Origin of the sequence: Agrilactobacillus fermenti (assembly GCF_047943045.1) — a bacterium.
In the GTDB taxonomy this organism is placed as follows: Bacteria; Bacillota; Bacilli; order Lactobacillales; family Lactobacillaceae; genus Agrilactobacillus; species Agrilactobacillus fermenti.
Genome location: NZ_CP181347.1, coordinates 2410096 through 2429973 on the forward strand (window position 1 = coordinate 2410096; position 19878 = coordinate 2429973).

The 19878-nt window shown below is 41.0% G+C and carries 27 protein-coding genes; 14 read left to right on the forward strand and 13 right to left on the reverse strand.

Features of this window, described 5'->3' with window-relative positions; translation table 11 throughout:
* Window positions 1–16: 16 nt before the first annotated feature.
* From ACNAN0_RS11970 to ACNAN0_RS11985, 4 genes are all read left to right on the forward strand, one after another.
* Window positions 17–844, forward strand: a complete 828-nt coding sequence (locus tag ACNAN0_RS11970; protein ID WP_416353409.1) for a lysostaphin resistance A-like protein — start codon at window positions 17–19, stop codon at window positions 842–844.
* Window positions 845–1083: 239 nt separating this feature from the next.
* Window positions 1084–1368 carry a bacteriocin immunity protein gene (locus ACNAN0_RS11975; RefSeq protein WP_416353410.1) on the forward strand — a complete coding sequence of 95 codons (285 nt, stop codon included), beginning with the start codon at window positions 1084–1086 and terminating at the stop codon, window positions 1366–1368.
* Window positions 1369–1479: 111 nt separating this feature from the next.
* The gene (locus ACNAN0_RS11980; RefSeq protein ID WP_416353411.1) at window positions 1480–1767 is read left to right on the forward strand and encodes a bacteriocin immunity protein; all 288 of its coding nucleotides are present in this window, start codon (window positions 1480–1482) and stop codon (window positions 1765–1767) included.
* Between the two features lie 96 nt (window positions 1768–1863).
* Complete coding sequence (locus tag ACNAN0_RS11985) at window positions 1864–2550, forward strand: lysostaphin resistance A-like protein (RefSeq protein WP_416353412.1); 687 nt, start codon at window positions 1864–1866, stop codon at window positions 2548–2550.
* Between the two features lie 296 nt (window positions 2551–2846).
* Here the strand turns inward: ACNAN0_RS11985 and tnpA are convergent, their stop codons facing one another.
* From tnpA to ACNAN0_RS12025, 8 genes are all read right to left on the reverse strand, one after another.
* The gene (gene tnpA / locus ACNAN0_RS11990) at window positions 2847–3308 is read right to left on the reverse strand and encodes an IS200/IS605 family transposase (protein WP_416353413.1); all 462 of its coding nucleotides are present in this window, start codon (window positions 3306–3308) and stop codon (window positions 2847–2849) included.
* A 274-nt stretch (window positions 3309–3582) separates the two neighbouring features.
* Window positions 3583–4125, reverse strand: a complete 543-nt coding sequence (gene hxlB / locus ACNAN0_RS11995; RefSeq protein WP_230914682.1) for a 6-phospho-3-hexuloisomerase — start codon at window positions 4123–4125, stop codon at window positions 3583–3585.
* Between the two features lie 2 nt (window positions 4126–4127).
* Entirely contained in the window at window positions 4128–4748 is a 621-nt protein-coding gene (locus ACNAN0_RS12000; RefSeq protein WP_230914683.1) for an orotidine 5'-phosphate decarboxylase / HUMPS family protein, read from the reverse strand.
* A 16-nt stretch (window positions 4749–4764) separates the two neighbouring features.
* A complete protein-coding gene (locus ACNAN0_RS12005; RefSeq protein ID WP_230914684.1) occupies window positions 4765–5718 on the reverse strand; it encodes a sugar kinase in 954 nt (317 codons plus the stop codon).
* Window positions 5719–5740: 22 nt separating this feature from the next.
* Window positions 5741–7018 (reverse strand): gluconate:proton symporter, encoded by a 1278-nt coding sequence (locus tag ACNAN0_RS12010; RefSeq protein WP_230914685.1) that lies wholly within the window; start codon window positions 7016–7018, stop codon window positions 5741–5743.
* Between the two features lie 20 nt (window positions 7019–7038).
* Window positions 7039–7290 carry a hypothetical protein gene (locus tag ACNAN0_RS12015; protein WP_416353414.1) on the reverse strand — a complete coding sequence of 84 codons (252 nt, stop codon included), beginning with the start codon at window positions 7288–7290 and terminating at the stop codon, window positions 7039–7041.
* 26 nt (window positions 7291–7316) lie between these two features.
* Window positions 7317–8057: a sugar phosphate isomerase/epimerase family protein gene (locus ACNAN0_RS12020; protein ID WP_416353415.1), complete on the reverse strand. Its 741-nt coding sequence runs from the start codon at window positions 8055–8057 to the stop codon at window positions 7317–7319.
* Window positions 8058–8328: 271 nt separating this feature from the next.
* The gene (locus ACNAN0_RS12025) at window positions 8329–9321 is read right to left on the reverse strand and encodes a LacI family DNA-binding transcriptional regulator (RefSeq protein ID WP_230914185.1); all 993 of its coding nucleotides are present in this window, start codon (window positions 9319–9321) and stop codon (window positions 8329–8331) included.
* Between the two features lie 210 nt (window positions 9322–9531).
* On the opposite strand from ACNAN0_RS12025, the gene ACNAN0_RS12030 reads away from it, so the two are divergent.
* Window positions 9532–10068, forward strand: coding sequence for an SH3 domain-containing protein (locus ACNAN0_RS12030; RefSeq protein ID WP_416353416.1), 537 nt, complete (start codon window positions 9532–9534; stop codon window positions 10066–10068).
* A 48-nt stretch (window positions 10069–10116) separates the two neighbouring features.
* Window positions 10117–10644, forward strand: coding sequence for an N-acetylmuramoyl-L-alanine amidase family protein (locus ACNAN0_RS12035; RefSeq protein WP_416354202.1), 528 nt, complete (start codon window positions 10117–10119; stop codon window positions 10642–10644).
* A 52-nt stretch (window positions 10645–10696) separates the two neighbouring features.
* Here the strand turns inward: ACNAN0_RS12035 and ACNAN0_RS12040 are convergent, their stop codons facing one another.
* Window positions 10697–10828, reverse strand: a complete 132-nt coding sequence (locus ACNAN0_RS12040) for a putative metal homeostasis protein (protein ID WP_230914187.1) — start codon at window positions 10826–10828, stop codon at window positions 10697–10699.
* 179 nt (window positions 10829–11007) lie between these two features.
* A complete protein-coding gene (locus ACNAN0_RS12045; RefSeq protein ID WP_230914188.1) occupies window positions 11008–11565 on the reverse strand; it encodes a DUF2179 domain-containing protein in 558 nt (185 codons plus the stop codon).
* Window positions 11566–11709: 144 nt separating this feature from the next.
* On the opposite strand from ACNAN0_RS12045, the gene thiD reads away from it, so the two are divergent.
* The 8 genes from thiD (at window position 11710) to ACNAN0_RS12085 (ending at window position 17801) form a co-directional block, all read left to right on the forward strand.
* Window positions 11710–12519, forward strand: a complete 810-nt coding sequence (gene thiD / locus ACNAN0_RS12050; RefSeq protein WP_230914189.1) for a bifunctional hydroxymethylpyrimidine kinase/phosphomethylpyrimidine kinase — start codon at window positions 11710–11712, stop codon at window positions 12517–12519.
* Window positions 12520–12691: 172 nt separating this feature from the next.
* Entirely contained in the window at window positions 12692–13966 is a 1275-nt protein-coding gene (locus ACNAN0_RS12055; protein ID WP_230914190.1) for a betaine/proline/choline family ABC transporter ATP-binding protein, read from the forward strand.
* A 3-nt stretch (window positions 13967–13969) separates the two neighbouring features.
* Window positions 13970–14599 carry an ABC transporter permease gene (locus ACNAN0_RS12060; protein WP_230914191.1) on the forward strand — a complete coding sequence of 210 codons (630 nt, stop codon included), beginning with the start codon at window positions 13970–13972 and terminating at the stop codon, window positions 14597–14599.
* A gap of 11 nt (window positions 14600–14610) precedes the next feature.
* The gene (locus tag ACNAN0_RS12065) at window positions 14611–15555 is read left to right on the forward strand and encodes an osmoprotectant ABC transporter substrate-binding protein (protein WP_416353417.1); all 945 of its coding nucleotides are present in this window, start codon (window positions 14611–14613) and stop codon (window positions 15553–15555) included.
* Complete coding sequence (locus ACNAN0_RS12070; protein WP_230914193.1) at window positions 15548–16198, forward strand: ABC transporter permease; 651 nt, start codon at window positions 15548–15550, stop codon at window positions 16196–16198. Before ACNAN0_RS12065 ends, ACNAN0_RS12070 begins: the two co-directional genes overlap by 8 nt.
* Window positions 16199–16479: 281 nt before the next feature.
* The gene (locus ACNAN0_RS12075; RefSeq protein ID WP_230914194.1) at window positions 16480–16746 is read left to right on the forward strand and encodes a type II toxin-antitoxin system Phd/YefM family antitoxin; all 267 of its coding nucleotides are present in this window, start codon (window positions 16480–16482) and stop codon (window positions 16744–16746) included.
* Window positions 16743–17009 carry a Txe/YoeB family addiction module toxin gene (locus tag ACNAN0_RS12080; RefSeq protein ID WP_230914195.1) on the forward strand — a complete coding sequence of 89 codons (267 nt, stop codon included), beginning with the start codon at window positions 16743–16745 and terminating at the stop codon, window positions 17007–17009. The genes ACNAN0_RS12075 and ACNAN0_RS12080 overlap by 4 nt, the downstream gene beginning before the upstream one ends.
* Before the next feature lie 486 nt (window positions 17010–17495).
* Window positions 17496–17801: a hypothetical protein gene (locus ACNAN0_RS12085; protein WP_230914196.1), complete on the forward strand. Its 306-nt coding sequence runs from the start codon at window positions 17496–17498 to the stop codon at window positions 17799–17801.
* Between the two features lie 258 nt (window positions 17802–18059).
* Here ACNAN0_RS12085 and ACNAN0_RS12090 read toward each other — a convergent pair whose 3' ends face one another.
* From ACNAN0_RS12090 to ACNAN0_RS12100, 3 genes are all read right to left on the reverse strand, one after another.
* Window positions 18060–18491, reverse strand: coding sequence for a Fur family transcriptional regulator (locus ACNAN0_RS12090; protein WP_230914197.1), 432 nt, complete (start codon window positions 18489–18491; stop codon window positions 18060–18062).
* Between the two features lie 69 nt (window positions 18492–18560).
* Window positions 18561–18830 carry a 30S ribosomal protein S14 gene (gene rpsN, locus ACNAN0_RS12095; RefSeq protein WP_230914198.1) on the reverse strand — a complete coding sequence of 90 codons (270 nt, stop codon included), beginning with the start codon at window positions 18828–18830 and terminating at the stop codon, window positions 18561–18563.
* Window positions 18831–18847: 17 nt separating this feature from the next.
* Window positions 18848–19777 carry a metal ABC transporter solute-binding protein gene (locus ACNAN0_RS12100; RefSeq protein ID WP_416353418.1) on the reverse strand — a complete coding sequence of 310 codons (930 nt, stop codon included), beginning with the start codon at window positions 19775–19777 and terminating at the stop codon, window positions 18848–18850.
* Between the last annotated feature and the right edge of the window lie 101 nt (window positions 19778–19878).

The following is a 19878-nucleotide window of genomic DNA, read 5'->3' on the forward strand; positions in this document are numbered from 1 at the left end:
GCTAAGGAGAAAATCCATGAAACAAAAACTAATACACAGCTTAAAACCATTTGTCCCTCTAATTATGCTGCTAGTCATACTCCAGTTATTAGGAACACTAGTCATGCACACTTTCGTACTTAAAACGATAGATCAAACAATAGATTATTGGCACATCCCTATATTGCTAGCCGTCAGCCTATACGATATCGGATGCATCGTGAGTATCTGGCTAGTGAACCACTTTTTAACTAAGCAAGCTACTTTTTGGGCTTTTGATCGGCAACAAGTTTCAGGATTCCTAAAAAATCTTACAGGTAAACGCATCTTTTTAATTGTGTTATTAATCATCTACTTCTCATTACCTGTCATGCATCATCCTAACCGCTTACTGGAGAGCGTGGTCGTAGGCGGTTGCACCGCAATTTCCGAAGAATTTTTGTTCCGCGGTATTATTTTTGGCTATCTACTACGCATTGTGAAGCGTGGTGATCATAAGCATATTTGGTTGGCATTAACTTTAAGTAGTCTTATTTTCGCCCTCTCCCATCTAAGTAATCTCCAAATACAGTCTTTATCAAGTACTTTGTTTCAGATTATTCAAGCATTCGGTGTGGGCTTACTTTTCGCAACATTGTATCTCAAAACTGGATCATTGATTTCAAGTATATTGCTCCATTTTCTTATAGATTTTGCCGGTATTGCCGCCGCAAATGGTGCGCCTGAACCACCAGTTTACAATACATCTATCCTTATGGGTGTTAGTATCTCATTAGTCTTTATCACAATCTATCTTCTATTTTGTCGTGCATTATTAAAAGACAAGCATGATCTGGTTTTACTAAATAGACCATTTGCTGTTTGATCAACTCATTTTTATCACTATTCCTTTATATTAGTCTAAAATGACTGTATGCACGGCTTTTATTATTATAAAGATAAATCAAGGTTAGCCTTGCTAATATTGACGTTTAGCATTGGTCTACTTGTAGAAAACTTGATTATGATTGAAATATAGCAATTTCATTCTAAGCAAAGGGCGCTTTAATGCCGTCATCTAAGCGTAGCTAATAGAAACCACCCTGTAAGGAAGCGTCTAATCATATGTCAAAAAAGTCACTTAGTACCCTCATAAATAAAGCATTATCAAACAACGAGGTTTCACAAAATTCTGAATTGAAGGTACTTCTAACTAATGCACAATCACAATTGCAAAAGGGGGCAGCTGATAACTTAGTTGCAACCAAACTAGAGCATTCAATCAGTACTTATCTATTAAAACACCAGTTCCAAGCACCAAAAGCCATGCTCGATTTATCTAATGACCTCCAAAAGAAAGCTAATTGGTACAGAGGTTTAATGTCTTCGATCACATGGTTTACAAACTAGTTTAACAAACAACGCTAATGCAATATATAGCACGTTAAAAACAATCGGCACATTTTTCATTCAGCTAATGTTAGAATCAGGCCATGGCACAATAAAGGAGATTTAATGCTTATGAAACAAGTGAAATGGTATGCCGGTGGCAACGATCGGAGTAACCAAGCAATTCAATTGACCGACACTTTACTAACCGAAACAAATGAACAACCCGCGTTACGGCAAGTGCTAATAAAATATAAAACGGAACTAAGGCAGCAGAGTACTTCGATACCTTTTATCCTCAGCCGTATGAATATTGCCCTTTCTAAAGCGACTCAAAAAGACAGTCTCGCTTTATCGGCAACCCAATCTGCGACCCTCAAAAAGTTAACTGACCTAGCAAATATTCGTTACGGCTATTAAAGTAGCCTGTATCACATTTAAAAACTTCAAACGCCTAGCCAATAGAAACTATTTTCTTGTTGCTGGGCGTTTTTAGTTCATTACAAAGGAGCCATTATGACTAAAATAACTGAATTTATCATGCATCTGGGCGGTCTATTCATCTTATTGCTATTGGTAGGTATTCCTGCATATGCAGATGACTTTTGGCAACACGAAACCCAACACAACGTCAATATGCCAATACATTGGCTGACTTTTTTCATTTTATTTATCGTTACTTTTATCAGTTATACTTGGATCTATCGTCGCTTTTACCGTGGTAACTTAACGCTAAAGTTTCCTCGCTTTTCTAAACAACTGGTCTACGCCATTGTCTTAGCAATTGGCCTACTATGCTTACAAATTTTAATGGATAATATTTTTGCCAATCTTGATAAAAATAATGGCGTCAGCGATAAGATCTATCAACTTTTACGGGGGCCTTTAACGCCATTAACGATCGTAACAGTCAATCTATCCTCTCCAATCATCGAAGAAATTTTTTTCCGTGGCATCCTTCAAAACTTCTTTGAGACTTACTTGCCAAAGGTTATCGCGATCCTGCTCACGGCGTCAGTTTTTGCCTTTTTTCACTCAGATAACGTTGTCTCAACGACATTTACACTTTTACTTAGCTTAGTGGCATCAACTTTAAATCGGAAAATGAATGACCTAAAAAGCAGCATGCTGCTTCATATTTCTTTTAACACTTTCACCACAATTTTTGCTTTACTACAGATCTATGTTTGGCATAGTCATTAAGAACCAGTGGGTCTCTAAAAAGCCTGCTTTTTTTATTGCATAAATGACCATAGTTATGCTCCAAAAAGTGCTTAATACGACGTTTAACACAAATATGGCACTTTTAATTCAGCTTGTGTTATGGGGCCAATTTTATTAACAGATTCAAATAGACTCAAATCAAAACCACCCGTCAAACGGGTGGTTTGCTCTGAGGCTATAAGCCTCTATTACCGACCAGCGCCTAAAGACGCTGGCTTTTTAGTTCAAGCCAATTTGTCCTTGCCACTTTTGCTCACCCTTAAGGGGTGCTTGTACTACTTACTACCCTTAAAAGGGTCTTCATATTCCCGAACACTTAATTTATCAACGGCAATATCATGTTTTTCCTGTTCTCTGATATATTTCCTAATTGTTGCTTCACTGATGCCCACCGTTGTCACATAATAGCCTTCTGACCAAAAATGACGGTTTCCAAATTTATATTTCAGATTTGCATGTTTATCAAACATCATCAAGGCACTTTTACCTTTTAAGTAACCCATAAAACTTGAGACACTTATTTTGGGTGGGATACTAAGTAATAGGTGCACATGATCTGGCATCATATGTCCCTCAATAATTCTTACACCTTTATAAGAGCACAAAAGCCTGATAATATCTTGAAGGTCCCGTCGATATTGATTGTAAATCACTTTTCTTCTATACTTTGGTGTAAACACGATATGGTATTTACACAACCATTTGGTATGTGCCAAACTGTTGTATTGATTCGCCATTTGTTTTCCTCTTTCAAATAGATTGATTGGCCTGAACATTCCAATATTCTATCTGAAAAGAGGGCTTTTTTGCATAGCAATTGAAACACCCACCCGCATAGCGGGTGGCTTTACTGTTTCGTACCTTATGGTACTCAACTAGGTCTAAAGACACTAACCAAATAGGCACCTGAAACAAAATATTAATTCTGTCTCAGGTGCCTATTAATTATGCCTATCTTTGATTTAAACGTGTTTCAAAAGGCAATGCCCTTATTGCACTATCTTCAAGTTATTATTCTACATTCACATGTTCATGCAAGGCATCTTCATTGCTTGTATGATCACGCCGACTCAACATTAGTGTCAAGGCATCTAATGTGATATGCACGGTTTGGTCAAATAATGTTGACAACAATTGCATGGATTTCACGCCAGCACCGGTTTTGGTTGCACCTGGTACGATCACAACTTGATCGGCCAACTGGGCTAATGGTGATTCTGGTGCACTGGTAAAGGCAACGATATTCAAGCCAAGCTTTTTGGCAGCTTCAGTATCGGCGACAATACCTTTAGTTGTGCCTGATCCAGAAATAGCGACCCAAGTATCACCTTTTTGAATCGATGGCGTGATCGTTTCACCCATCACATAATCGGTGTAGCCAATATGCATCAAACGCATGGCAAAGCCCTTTGCTTGAAAACCACTCCGGCCTGCACCAATCACGAAAATGCGTTTATCCTTAGTTAAATAAGGCATCGCTTTTTCTAATTGGGTTTCATCAACAAGCTTCATCACTTCATTGATTTCAGTCATAATTTGGGGAATTACTGTCATTATTATAGGACCTCCTTAAAACTTTGAACAGCTGCGGTAATATCGGCTGCTTTCATGATTTTTGACCCGACGATCACAATTTCCGTCAAGCCCTGTTCTGCTAAAGCTTTAGCACCTGCTAAATCGATGCCGCCAGCAATTGCTAGCCGTTTAATATGCGGCAATTGTTGATGGAATTCAGCAACTGTATCGCTAGGATTCATGACATCTTTGCGATCAGTTGAGTGGTGTAAGCAATAGATGGCATCATCAAAGTCAGCAATCTGCTGTAACTTTTCAGCACTAACTTCCATCAAATCGATCATCATTGTCTTATGATACGTCTGGGCCACTTCATAACAGGTAGCTAAAGTTGCCTTTGAAGCCGCCCCCATTACCGTCAAAATATCGGCACCATTTTCGAAGCCTTGCCGGAATTCATAGGCACCTTCATCGATCGTCTTTTCATCGACAAGTAACGTAGACTTTTGCACGGCTTGTCGGAATTGGCGAATGGCTTCGTTGCCATAATCTTTGACCAATGACGTGCCCATTTCGATAATATCTGTCTGACCATCTAACAAACGTGCTTTAGCCACAGCCTCTTCTAAAGTCAGGCGGTCAATGGCAGTTTGTAATTTCATATCTATTTGATACCCCTTATAAATTCTTATCTAGAAATGCTTGTAGTTGTTCTGGTGTTGGGTAACCATCATTGTCCCCAGGCGCTTGGACTGCAAAGGCACCGACCGCATTACCACGAATTACGGCGTCTTTCATTGACTTGCCTTCCATTAAGGCTGTAACCACGCCTAAAGCAAAGCCATCACCAGCACCAACCGTATCTACGACTTCATCTACTTTGAATCCATTAACGGTGTAGCTATCGCCAGCTTTATTCTTGACAAAGGCGCCTTCTGGACCTAATTTAACCACGACTGTTTGCGTCAATTCGCCATTTTGCAGGTAGAAATCAGCAATCTTTTCAGGATCACGGCTGCCCATCAAAATTTCACCTTCATTGATTCCTGGCAAAATAATTTCAGCCTGTGCCGCCAAGCCATTGATCGTTTGGATCATTTTTTCTTGGCTAGACCATAATTGTGGCCGTAAATTAGGATCAAAAGTCGTCCGAATGTGATGCGCCTGTAAGAGAGCCACAAAGTGATTAAACGCATCTAAAGCTTGATCAGAAATGGCTGGGAAGATCCCGGATAAGTGGGCAAACTTCACATCAGAAAAGTCGATCTTATCTAGCATGTTTTTGTCAAAGTGTGCTGCTGCTGAACCCTTACGGAAATAAAAGATGCTAGGATCGCCCTTGCTGACTTTGTCTTTCAATTGAAAAGCCGTCCAATAATCTGGCGTGCTGTCAATATAATCTGTCCCGATATTATTTTCGTTTAATTGATCCCGGATAAAATCACCAAAGGGGTCTTCCCCTAAGCGTGTAATATATTGGGCGGAATGACCCAACCTTGAGACACCCACAGCGACATTGACTTCAGCACCGGCTAGGAACTTATGCCAGTTCACTGCATCCTTTAAGGACTTGTCCGTATCTTCTGAAGCAAATAATGAAATCGGTTCACCAATTGTTAAAAATTCACTCATGTCGTAACCTCCAATTTATTGATTAAAGTAATATTAAAGCTAAAATCTCGTTGATGATCGTCGCCGCCCAGGCCCAACCGAGCCCGGTGAGTAGGAACGTCTTGGTATCTAATTTGGCATATTGAACCGACCATAGATTCCAAGATTGGGTAATATCTGCTGAAACCCCCATCATTGATGGTACCACAAGTAATCCGTATAGGAAGTATGGATTAAACATCCCGGTGCCAATAAAGATGGCAGCGGTTGCGGCACCAGCACCGTAAAGCATTAATGGTCCTCTGAAGTAAGCTAATGGTGCTAAGATGGCAATGATGATCACTAACAATACTTTACTATCTGGAATGATCGTCTTAAAGATCGGTGCAAAGCTAGACATCGCGTGTACAGCAGCTTGTTGGAACATAGTCAAAACGAATAACATGATCAACAAACCGGCAATATCACTGATCGCTGTCTTAGCGGTATCATTCATCATCATGACAAAGTTCTTATAATGCCGCATCTGCCCCGTTAATAAGAAAGCCAAAATAATTGCGATCAATAACGCTGGAATCGAATCCCATTTGAGGAAAATACTTAAGGCAACAGGTAAAACGGGTAGGAAATAAGTCCAAACGGAAACTTCCTTGGGCGCCTCCTTCTGCTCTTCCTCACTCGTAACAATAACCGGCCGACCATTTTTGATTTTTTTAGCATGGGCTAAGATGAATAAAATCACGATAACCATTTGGACAGCCATGGCTGCGAAACCAAAGCGTTGGTAGTGGGCACCCCACTTAACGCCAGGGAAAAACACTTGGAACTGAACGAATAAAACGTTATTGACATACATCGCTGCCCCAATAGACATTGTAAAAACGCTAACGGCAACGTTTTTAGGGACGCCCATGGAAAACATAATTGGAAACAAGATCACCCCAACGGCGATTGCTGAACCGACCCCATAGGAACTGGTAAAAATTAATGCTGTTACTAGGGCGATCAGAATCGTTGCAATAACAGGGCTCTTTCGGCCAACTTTTTCCGTCCGTCGGCTAATACTGCCAGCGATACCGGTATCCACTAAGACACGGCCGAACCAGGAGCCAAATATAATATAAGCCGCCGTTTTACCATAGTTCAAAACGGGTTCTGTAAAAATCTCTTTGATTGCTTTGGTCGGTGGCACTAAACCAATAATGGTCCAAGTCACCGCCATTACGAAGAATCCAACAGTCAAATTGCCACCCTTCATCGCATAAACGACGAAAATGATGAACGTAATTGCTAGCAGGATTCCAGTAATCAATGTTGACATGTGTCTACCTCTCTATCCTTCTAGTATTGATTTAATTGGCTCAAAATCTCTTGGAAATTAGATTTGATTTTGCCGTCTTTTAAGTCACTAAAAAATTGATCTTCCGTATGGTTAAATTGCTCCGCCAAATAATAAGCTGATAAATATGCCGCTAAAGCCTCTTTAGCTTTGGTCGCGATGGCCCCGTGTTCTGGCACATCATTCATATTCAGACTATCTAAAAAATGTAACGCAAACTTTTCAGCATCAATTTGTGTTCGTTCTTCAGCCATCTTTGATCTCTCCCTTATTCAAACCGTTAAAGTGCTAACAACTTTTGCAAACCAGCTTTGATCAAGGCATCATTGTCCGTTGGATATTCCAACGCCACTGGCACATCTTTTGGCAGAACTGCTAAAGCTTGGCGCCAGTCAATGTGACCCTCATCTAGTGGCTGTACGAAAGGCTGGCCCTCTTTTTCAGTCACATCTTTGACATGAATATACCGTGTATACACTGCAAGCGCCTTAGCACCAGCTAGGAAGTCCTCGCCAACAAAGGGCCAATTCCCCAAATCGTAAACATAACGAATATCAACATCTGCTGCTACTGCTGCTTTAAGGAACGTCAAGATCGGTGTTAGTGTCCCGCTTGTTTGCGTCTGATCATTTTCAATATTGACTTCAATCCCTTGATTCAGAAATGGTGCAAAATCGCGTTGCAGCTCACCTTGGTAGTTGGCAAAATCACCAATATTAAATTTGATTTTTTCAATACCGAGCTGCTGTCCTTCTTCAAAATAGCCTGTTAATTTTGGATTGACTTTACCAGCAACAAATAGCTCATCAGGCACGCTGTAAAAGAGTTTCAAGTCTAATGCCGTTGCTTGGGCTTTAACTTCTGGTATCTCTGCAGTGATATCTTGGAAATATTCTCGGCGTACTTCCACCATCGAAAAACCTAAATCTTTGGCCCGAGCCAATAGCTCCGCTTGCTTGACACCCTTTTTAACCTCGGCATCAAATAATAATAAGTTTGCTGCAAGTTGTTTAGATTGCATAATGTGACCTCCATCAATTTTTGTTAACCGGTTTCCTTAATTGATACTATAAACCGCTTACATATATAAATCAAGTTTAAATGTTCTCTTTTAAAATTTACCTGATTATTATCGTAATATCAAGATATATATAGATATCATAGGCCGACACTTTATCAAGGTTATCGGTTTCTAAAAAGCAAATAAAAAATCAAAAAAAGAAGTTACACACGTTCATAGTGCTTAACTTCTTTTCATACATACTCGAATTTAGTTTAAAAACCTAACCAGCTTACAATGAATATCTTCGTTTTAACTCTGCTGGTAATTCATAGGTCAAACCCATGCGATTCTCACCGGCAATTTGCGCTAAAATGACTTCCGCACACTTTTGTCCGATCATATCTGGGCGTTGTTCAATACTAGTAATGCCAGGGCCAACCAGCTCTGTCCAACTCCAATCATCATAGCCCGTGACACCAATATCTTCAGGAATACGCAATCCTAAATTAAAAATGGCTTTCAAGGTCAGCATCAGCATGCGACCATTACTAGCAAAAATGGCATTTTTTTGTGGTTCTTCAACTAGATCCGAAATGATCTGTTCTAGTCCAAAACTATCTTGATCAGCGACTTCTTTTAACTGGGCTCGTTTATGTAAGGCTTTACCAGTGTCCGCAATGGCTTGAAAGCGAACTTGGCGTGTGATTGTGCGGTTGATGGCTTCTGAAATAACGGTCAATTGATCATAGCCCGTTTCATAAACTAAACGTGCCAACTGTTTTGTCGAAGTATAGTTATTAGAGGTTACTAAAGGCCAATCACTACCTTTGATCGGCCGATCTACCAAAGTTACTTTGACATCATATGGTTGCAAGAATTGATAGTCAGCTATGTTGGGACTGATAGCCTGCAAGATGATTCCTTCAACTCCCTGATCTAGCAGTCGCTGTAAATATTGATGCTCCAACTCCAACGAATTCGCACTATTCATGATCATGATCTGATATCGCTCAGTCTGTAATACCGAACTGATGCCTTTAAGTAATAGTGAAGAATACATATTGGAAATATCCGCAATTACCACCCCAATCAAATAGCTGCGCTTTGATTTCAAAGACTGCGCCTGACGATTGGGCCGGTAACCCATTTCAGCGATAACTTTGGCAATCCGCTGCCGTGTGGCTTCTGACATGTTGCCATAATGATGATTTAAATAACGCGAGATCGTTGCCTTAGAAACATTAGCTGCTTGTGCCACTTCAGAGATCGTTGGCTTGCCCATCATTAGCCTCCTAAAATTACTTGTTTCCCTAACTATACCAAAAAATGATGCTCCGCCCTATTCATCAAAGCACCATGCTTTGCAAAAAAAGTTAGAGTAATAATTACTGTTTAAAATTTTACTTAATTTTTGTAATGATGCCATATTTTTTCCAGAACTAATATATCATAAAAGAAACAAGCCAATTCAATCTAGAGAGAAGCCAATGACATGGCAAAATTAGTCAATCGTTTCATTGCCTTATTGTGTCTGTTCGGTGCAATCATACTTATTATAATGTCCAGTCGCCGTTTGTTTGAACAACAGCAAGTGTTAGTTCAAACGCCAGCCGTCTTAGTTCATCAACAACCAGACCTTGCCACTAAGGCAGTCGCTAAATTAAAAAAAGGCATGCACTTAGATGTTGTAGGCCGTCGAACCCATTGGTATCAAGTCCGCCTTAACCGCCGACAAAGTGGTTGGATCCGTTCAGATCAAATCAATGCCCTGGCGGTGCGCCGCATGCAGCAGCAAGACGCGCGCCATAGTAACAAGGGGACAGTTGTCTCCACCAATAAAACCATTGAGATCATTACAGACCAAGCTAATACCAAACTACGCGCCAAACCAGCTACCAAAGGCAAGATTCTTGCTGTCCTACCAAAGAATAAAAAACTGGGACTCATTAAACGATCTGGTAATTGGTACAAAGTTCGAACTAATGACAATCAAGTCGGCTATGTAGCTAGCTGGATCGTCACCGAATAAGCCAAGCTGGTCCCGATCCACAAGCCCGCAAGCTTAGCCACTGCTACGATCGTTTTAGATCCAGGCCATGGTGGTTCAGACTCAGGTGCGATTTCAGGTACAGGGCAATTTGAAAAAACTTATACGCTTAAAGTAGCTAAACTTACCGCACAAAAGTTACGGCGTTTAGGCACTAAAGTTGTTCTAACTCGAACGAGTGATCACTTTGTCTCCCTAGCAAAACGACCTCAAATTGCCAACCAACTCAAAGCCGATGCTTTTATTAGTTTCCACTTCGATTCTTCTGGTGAACAAAATGATGCTTCTGGATTTACGACTTATTATTACCAGCGCCAAAAAGACACTACTTTTGCAAAAACAATCAACCGAAATTTAGATCGTTTGCCTTTACCAAATAAAGGCATCCGTTATGGTAATTTCCAAGTGCTCCGAGACAACCAGCGGCCAGCGATTTTATTAGAAATGGGCTATATCAACACCACCAAGGACTTTAAACGAATCAAAAGTGCCAAATATCGTGACCAGATTGCCACCCAGGTGGTTAAGGGTCTGCAACAATATTTTGATCAAAATTAACAATTAAAAAAGAGCGAAACTAAGTTGATCAACTTCGTCTCACTCTCTAACTTCATGCCTTAGTATCACTACGTTGAAATCTCAAATTGCGTTTATAATCATGGATAATTTTCAAAGCCCGTTTTCTTGTTTTGATATTAGGACTTCTCATCTCTCTGCGTGCAGTTGCTAAGTCAGTTTTCATTACTTATAATCCTCCTATTTTTTTAAATAGTAATTTATACTATTTAGGCCATTAAATAATTTATCATTGTCCTAATTACCTGTCAACTACCATTTATGAAAATAACCAGTAAAATAGGCAAAAAATAAGCCTAGCATCAAAACAATCGTTCTGATACCAGACATCCTTCTCATGCTTTTTCAACTTTTCTTTTTTCGGCCGCGGGCATGTTTCGTCCAAAATCCGCCATTAAAACCAGTTGGCGTGATAGAAATCATAAAGGCATTCGGATTATAAGCTTGTACGGTTCGATAAACAGCTTTCTCATCGCGGCGTGGCACTAACACTTCTAGAACTTCACGGGTGCCATCCCGACCTTCACCATCCATTTCAGTGACGCCATAGCCTTGATCTCTTAGAAGCTGCGAAAGGACCGAATGTTTCGCACCTTCTTCTAAGGTATGCGCAGTGATCACTTGTACGATCACATAGCCGATTGCTAGCCATCGGTCGATCAACATGCCAGTAAAAATACCGATTCCAAAACCAATCGCATAAGCCAATAAATAAACAGGTTGATTCAAGTTTTTTAAAACATAATTTAAGCCTAACGTGTAAAGTGTGATCTCCACCATACCAAATAGGGATGCGGGAATCAGAAGACCTCGATTCTGTAATAGTAACCGCATGGTGTTAACTGTCAAATATAAAACATTGATGCCAAAAACAAATAATAAAAATGAAAAATTGACGTGCATCGCGCAAGCTCCTTACATCTTAGGTTACTTTCTGCTACATTGCCTTCATTCTATCGGTCTCGGAATTGTTTTGCAATGACTAGCAATCATTGTTATTCTTGTATTTAAATAACCTATCAAGACATGATAGTTAGGAGGTTCCTTATGGCAAATGAATATCCTCAAGTAATGACGATCGCTGGTTCTGACTCAGATGGTAGTGCAGGCATGCAAGCAGATATGAACACTTTTTTTGCTCGTGAAGTTTACGGTATCTCTGTTTTGACGGCTTGCGTTGCCGGTAATTCTTACGGCATCCATGCGGCTCAACCGCTCACAACCGATTTTATCGACGCTGAATTCAAAGCTATCGCCGACGATTTCCACGTACTTGCCAGTAAAACAGGTATGCTGACAGATAAGCAAACAATCGAAACAGTCACCAAGAATTATAAGCAATATCATTTTGGTCCCCTAATTCTTGACCCTGTCATCATTACCAAACATGGCGCTATGCTGCTAGAGGCTGACGCCTATGAAACGCTCAAAACTTTGCTGGTTCCATTAGCAACTGTGATCACCCCTAACTTTTTTGAATTGCAAAAATTGGCCGATATGGAAATACATACCGATGCGGATATGATCACTGCGGCTAAAAAGATCCAAGCCATGGGTGCTAAAAATGTGGTCGCAAAGGGCGCTCATCATATTGGCGGCGACTTAAAAGAAGTCAAAGATCTTTTATTGCTAGAATCAGGTGAAAAAGTTTGGCTCTCCGAACCCTACCATGATACCGAACATATTAATGGGACTGGCGATGCCCTTTCGGCTTGTATTACGGCTGAAATTGCCAAGGGGCAAAGTATTACTGTCGCTGTGACGACTGCCAAAAAACTGGTAAATCAAGCCATTGAGCATGAATTAGCAGTCGGTCATAAGTATGGTCCAATTAATATTTGGCAAATGCGCGTTTAACTATCCAAAATAAAAATCTGTTGATGGGGTATGCACTTACTTCGATCAGCGGATTTTTTGTTTTCGACGTTTATTTACGAATAATTCTATTTTAAATGTGTGCCAAACGGCATTTAGACATAGGTATGTTAAGATAAAATTATAATAATAGTTAACCTATTGGAGGCGCGATATGACAGAGGAACAACCGATCTTGGTATTTAAGGACGTGGAAAAAGTCTACCGTGGCGGTAACGTCGCCGTAGAGCACGTCAACTTGACCATCCACAAAGGTGATTTTGTTTGTCTCATCGGCACATCAGGTTCAGGGAAAACAACAACCATGCGCATGATCAACCGGATGTTAGAACCAACTGGCGGCGAAATACTTTATAATGGGGCGGACATTCATAAGGCCAACCCCGTAGAACTACGCCGGCATATTGGCTATGTGATTCAAAACATTGGTTTAATGCCGCATATGACTATTTATGAAAACATCACTCTAGTCCCTAAATTGTTAAAATGGCCCGAGGAAAAACGGCGGGAAAAGGCCGAAGAATTGATCAAACTAGTGGAATTACCAGAAGACTTTTTGGACCGTTATCCTTCCGAATTATCCGGTGGTCAGCAGCAGCGTATCGGGGTCATTCGGGCACTAGCTGCGAATCAAGATTTAATTTTGATGGATGAGCCTTTTGGTGCCTTGGATCCGATTACACGTGAGAGTTTGCAGGAATTAGTTAAAAATTTACAGGAAAAACTTGGCAAAACCGTTGTCTTCGTCACCCACGATATGGATGAAGCACTAAAATTAGCTACGCAAATCGTGGTCATGGATGGCGGTCATATGATTCAAAACGCCACACCCGAGGAATTGCTGCGCCACCCAGCGAATCAGTTCGTTGAAAACTTGATTGGTGAAGATCGCCTGATCCAAGCCCGGGCAGATGTCACTACCGTTGCTCAGATCATGTTGAAAAATCCTGTATCTATTACGCCCGGCCGCTCTTTGGGCGATGCCATTCGCTTAATGCGTAAACGGCGCGTAGATACATTGTTGGTGACAGATGACGATGGCTATTTGAAGGGCTTCATCGATATTGAATCCTTGGACAACAACTATAAACGGGCTACCAGCGTTTCTGATATTATGAACACCCGTATTTTCTCCGTGGTTTCTGACACCTTACTGCGTGATACCGTCGACCGCATCTTAAAACGTGGGTTGAAATACGTCCCAGTAGTCAACCATCAAGGCCAATTGCAAGGCATCGTTACTCGGGCTGCTCTGGTCGATATGGTTTATGATACGATCTGGGGTGACAGCGATGATGAAACTTCTGAGCACCACCCAGATGATGCGGCAATTAAAGAAAATAGCAATGCGGCTATGGCTGAAAAATTGACCAACCCAGTGGGCACTAAAGCCACCGATCCTGACACCTCAAACGACAAGGAGGTGTAGGCTATGATCGATTTTTTAAACGCCCATGGTAGTGAATTGATCACCAAGACCTGGGAACAACTATACATCTCTGCACTAGCATTAATTCTCGGCGTGATCGTGGCGATTCCCTTGGGTATTTTGTTGACTCGATTCCCTAAAACAGCCAAGGTTGTGATCGGTATCGCTAGTATGCTCCAAACGGTCCCTTCTTTAGCCTTATTAGCTTTAATGATTCCGCTCTTTGGTATCGGTAAATTTCCAGCAATCGTTGCTTTATTCATCTACTCTCTATTGCCCATCTTACGTAATACATATATTGGCATGGAAGACGTGGATCCAGTCTTAAAGGACAGTGCTAAGGGCATGGGCATGACGACGATGCAATCCATCATTCAAGTAGAGATTCCCATGGCTACGCCTGTTATCATGGCTGGCGTTCGTTTATCAGCCGTCTATGTCATCGCCTGGGCAACGCTAGCCTCTTACATTGGTGCTGGTGGCTTAGGGGATTTGATCTTTAACGGTCTGAATTTATTCCAGCCTGACTTGATCATTGGCGGGACGATTCCAGTGACGATCTTGGCGCTCTTAGTCGATTATCTCCTAGGCAAACTGGAAAAACGGCTGACCCCGATCAGCGAACGGTCATAGGAGGTTATGAGATGTTAAAACTATCAAAAAAAGCCTTACTAAAACTAACCCTGCTCTTGGCCGTGGTCGTTACCGCAATTGGTGGCTGTGGTTTTCCAGGTGTCAGCGGCAGCAATGATGATACAATTCGAATTGCTTCCCAAAGTACGACAGAATCTCAAATTATGGCCAATATGGTAGCCGAACTGATCAATCATGAACTGGGCTATAAAACTACGCTCGTCAGTAATCTAGGCTCCGCAACGGTGGCCCACCAAGCTATGATACGCAATGATGCTGATATTTCAGCGACACGGTATACCGGGACAGAAGTAACCGCTACGCTACAGCTGCCAATCACTAAGGATCCCCAAAAAGCCAGTCGCATCGTTAAACGTGAGTTTAAACAACGCTATGATCAAACCTGGTTCCCATCTTACGGCTTTGCGGATACCTATGCTTTCATGGTGACCCAAGCCACTGCTAAAAAGTATCATATGACGACGATTAGTGATCTCGGGAAACAAGCACCTAATATGAATGCTGGGGTAGATAGTTCTTGGATGAACCGGAAAGGTGACGGTTACAAAGATTTCTCCCAAGATTATGGCTTTGATTTCAAACGGGTCTATCCGATGCAGATCGGGCTCGTCTATGATGCAGTTGAAGCTGGTAAAATGCAGGCCGTGCTTGGTTATTCAACAGATGGCCGCATCAAGAGCTATAACTTGAAAGTTCTAAAAGATAACAAACGCTTCTTCCCACCTTATGATTGTTCGATGGTGGTCAATAATAGTTTGTTAAAGAAATATCCCAAATTAGCACCCGTGCTTCATCGATTAGATGGCAAAATCAATTTGAAGACGATGCAGGCATTAAATTACGAAGTTGATAATGATTTATTAGAACCTTCTGTCGTGGCACAACGGTTATTACAAAAGCACAACTATTTCAAAGGAAGTGACGCAAATGAGTAATATGAATACTTGGGATCAGTTCTGGTATTATCTGGCCCATAATGGTTCTTATGTTCTGAGTCAATTCACGCGCCATTTCCTGATTTCGATTTATGGTGTGTTGATTGCGGCAATTATTGGGATTCCAATTGGCATCTTCATTGCCCGTAAACGTCGGCTTAGTGACGCGGTAATTGGCGTGGCTAACGTGATCCAAACAATTCCCTCTCTAGCCATGTTATCCATCATCATGCTGGGACTCGGACTAGGGGTCAACACAGTCATTGTGACTGTCTTTCTTTACTCACTCCTACCAATCGTCAAAAATACTTATACGGGCATGGCTAGCGTGGATAAAACCATTCTTGACTCTGGAAAGGGTATGGGGATGACCTCTTGGCAGATCCTTTATATGGTGGAGCTGCCCCTATCTTTATCGGTTATCATGGCCGGCATTCGTAACGCCCTAGTTGTCGCCATCGGGATCACAGCCATTGGTGCCTTTGTTGGTGCCGGCGGTCTTGGGGACATCATTGTCCGTGGAACCAATGCAACGAATGGGGGCGCCATTATCCTCGCCGGTGCGCTGCCAACCGCCTTGATGGCCATCATTTCTGATTTGGTCTTAGGCTTCGTCCAACGGCGGTTAGAACCAAGAGCTTAAGAGCGTGAGACAAAAAGCGGTTAGCGGCCGAGCACTAACAAGAATAGCGAAAAATGGTGGGCTTGCCATTTGAGCAATTCGACGTTAGGAGAGGGCGTTGCTTTTTGGAACACGTTTATTTACAATTAAGTTAATAAAACGGCACTGAAAGCAATTTGTTTTTGCTTCAGTGCCGTTTTCGTTGTGGATTAAAACCGTAATTCTAATTGTTTGCGTACGCTACCAACGTACGCTATACTAAAGCCAGTAATTTGAATCGTTTTTTTGAGGGAGGTCATTTGATGCAAGAGAATTTTACACCCACGAATGCACGCAAACATCTATACGAAATCATTAAATCTGTCAACACGCAAAAGAAGCCCGTTATGATCACACCGGCCAATGGTGACGAAAACCAAGCAGCCGTTATTATCAGTAAAAGTGATTACGATGCCATGCAAGAAACACTTTATTTAGAAAATACCGGCACAATGGCTAAAGTTCGCGAACGTCAAAGTGATGACAGTGGCTTCACTGACGTTGATGATATCGATTGGGATAAGTTATGAGCCAATATACGGTCAAAATTAAAAATTCAGCGAAACGTGACCTGAAAAAATTAAAACAATCCAATTTGAAAGCCAATTTTCTAGAAATTATTGCCACGTTAAAAGAAAATCCCTATGCGCCTACCCAGAGTTTTGAAAAACTAACGCCACCGAGTGCAGGTTTTTATTCTCGGCGGTTAAATAGCCAACATCGGGTTGTCTATACGATTGATCAAGCTACTCATGAAGTTCTGATCTACGCTGCTTGGTCGCATTATAATTAGAAGTGGGCCGGGACAAAACTAATGTTTTGTCTACGGCCCCGATTACTTCACGAACGATTGTATTTTAAACGTGTTCCAAAAGGCAACGCCCTCACCTAACCACGAATCACTTAAATGGAAAACCCACCATTTGTCGTGATTCTTATTAGTGCTAAGCCGTTACCCGCCTTTTGTTTCACTCTCGTTCCTACGATTAGGCTTATAAAACGGCATTGAAAGCAATTTGTTTTTGCTTCAGTGCCGTTTTGTTGTGTCTTATTCATATATTATTCATTTTTTAATCATTGAATATTAATAATTACGGTTCAAAATTAACTCAAATCTTAATCTAGGGGGTAGCTCGAGATGACAACTTTTAAACTCCAGCGATTTGTTTGGTTTATGTGGCTTGCCCTTGTAATCTTTTGTTTGTCTATGATGGCAATTCACATACGTCAGCCTAAAAGCACTATAAACTTCATCATCTTTTTATGTCTTCTGGAATTCGTGCGCCGCAGTACACTACTCAAAGACTACGATGATCATATCTCTAAAAAGTGGGCAGCTTTCTTAAAAAACCATCAGTTTAATTTTAACTACAAGGTTCAACGGCTACTTTGGTTTAGCGGTTTAATTGTGACTTTAGCTATCGCGATCTACTTATTGACGCAGTTTCAAACAAAGAATGGCACAATTGCCTTTGTAATTCTTATAATCGTGGTAGGCGTCGCCTTCTACCTTAAACGTGTGGCTACTAGAAATTATGATGACCATGTTAGGCAGTACTTCCATAGTCTGTATGCTGATATCTAACAACTAACTACTATGGATATTCAAACTTGGACTGATTATTTAAATAAAGATTAATGCAAAAAAGTGGCTGGGACAAAACTAACGTTTTGTTTTCAGCCACTATGTGTTTACGAACAATTCAATTTTAAACGTGTTCCAAAAGGCAACACCTTCACCTAACCACGAATGGATCAAATGGCAAGTTCACCATTTTTCGCCATTCTTGTTAGTGATCAGGTGCTGAGCGCCTTTTGTCTCACTCTCTTTTTTATTATCAACTTAAAGCTGACATTTAGGACAAAGCCCAAAGACTTCTAAATGTTGCGCCGTAATTTGGTAATCAGGTAACTGGTCTTGTACTTGAGCCAAAGGTGGTTCCTTGAGCTCAACAACGCGGCCGCAATTTTCACAAATAAAATGACTATGCTGCACATGATCAAAATCACATTGAAATTTCACGTGCAAGCCACTGGAAAACATGCGCTTCTCAACGATATGCAGGTCAGATAATTCATCAATATTCCGATAAACCGTTTCATAACTCATTCGAGGATAAAAGTTACGTAGATACTGATCCACCGTTTTAATTGGCAAATAATGATCTTGATGTTCATACAAAAATGCAATCAAATCACGGCGTTGTTTCGTAACTTTTAAATTGGCTTTTTTCATCAACTGGACAGCATAATCCACATGGGTTTCTGCAAGCATGATCAACCCTCCATTTTCAGTGATAAACTTGCCACCATCATACCATTTTGTCACGCAGCTTGTATACTTTTACCAACTGGCTTTCTTGACACCGGGGATCTGCCCGAGGTGCGCATACTTGCGAAAGTTGATCCTGGACATGCCAAACTTACGCATGTAAGCATGTGGCCGGCCATCTAATTTGTCGCGCCGCTGGATTCGCGTGGGCGAGGCATTACGCGGCAAGCGACTTAAAGCCGCATAATTATGTTCTGCTTTTAATTGGCGCCGCAGTTCAGCGTATTTTTCGACAGTAGCTTCGATTTTTTGGGCTTTAGCAATTTTTGACTTCTTAGCCATTTCAGGACCTCCAACGATTATTTAGCAGCAGTTTGTTCTAAAATTTGATTCAAATCTTTATATTGAGACAGCATCCATTGTTTGTAATCCATCTTAGCAGGTAGTGTTTCCGTGACTTTTAAGACAGGTACTTTATTATCCTGGGCTAATTTGACAAAGTTATTGACTACCTTGCTGTCTACTTGTTTGTTATAAACGAAGAAAGCAATTTTCTTAGCTTTGATCCCGTCTTGCATCTCTTTAACAACTTTTGGTGAAGGATCACTTTCATTTTCAGTCGCTTGTTCGAATTTTTCATTGCCGACTTTGAACCTAATGGCATCAATGGCATAGTCAAAGACAGGTTCACTGACATAAACAGCTTTATTTGGTGCACTAGCTGCCTTTTGCTTCAACTGATTGATTTCATCATTAACTGGTTTCAAAGAAGCAATATACTTTTGGGCATTCTTTTTGAAATAAGCTTTATTTTTAGGTTGCTTTTTGCCTAATTGTTTAGCTAAATCGTTGGCTAATTTAGGCATCGTTGCTGGATTATACCAAAGATGAGGATTGTCGCCAGTCTTTTTACCCATGATATTTTCGCCAACCTTGATATATTGCAGCTTATCAGAATTTTTGGCTAATTTATTCATCCAAGGGTCGTACCCGATCCCATTAGCAATCGCGATATCTGCTTTACTTACTTCTTTAGCCACGTTAGTCGTGGGTTCATAGTCATGGGGATCTACGGAAGGTTTATTGATAATTGACTTGACCGTCCCTTTGTTCCCGACCACAGCCTTGGCTACCTCACCATAAAAATCCGTAGTCGTCACAATAGAAATTTTTTGATTCTTCTGACTGGCTTGACTATTACTTTGACCACAAGCCGTCGCAACCACTGCAACCACAAGCATTAAGCCAGCAACTAAGCTGAACTTCAAAAATCGACGTAAAGATGACATCAGAGCACTCCCTTAAATTTTTAATCTAAAAAATAGGGCCCCTTAAACCAACAATCAACTATGTAAACAGAACAGAATGGTGCTGATTGGTATTAAAGGAC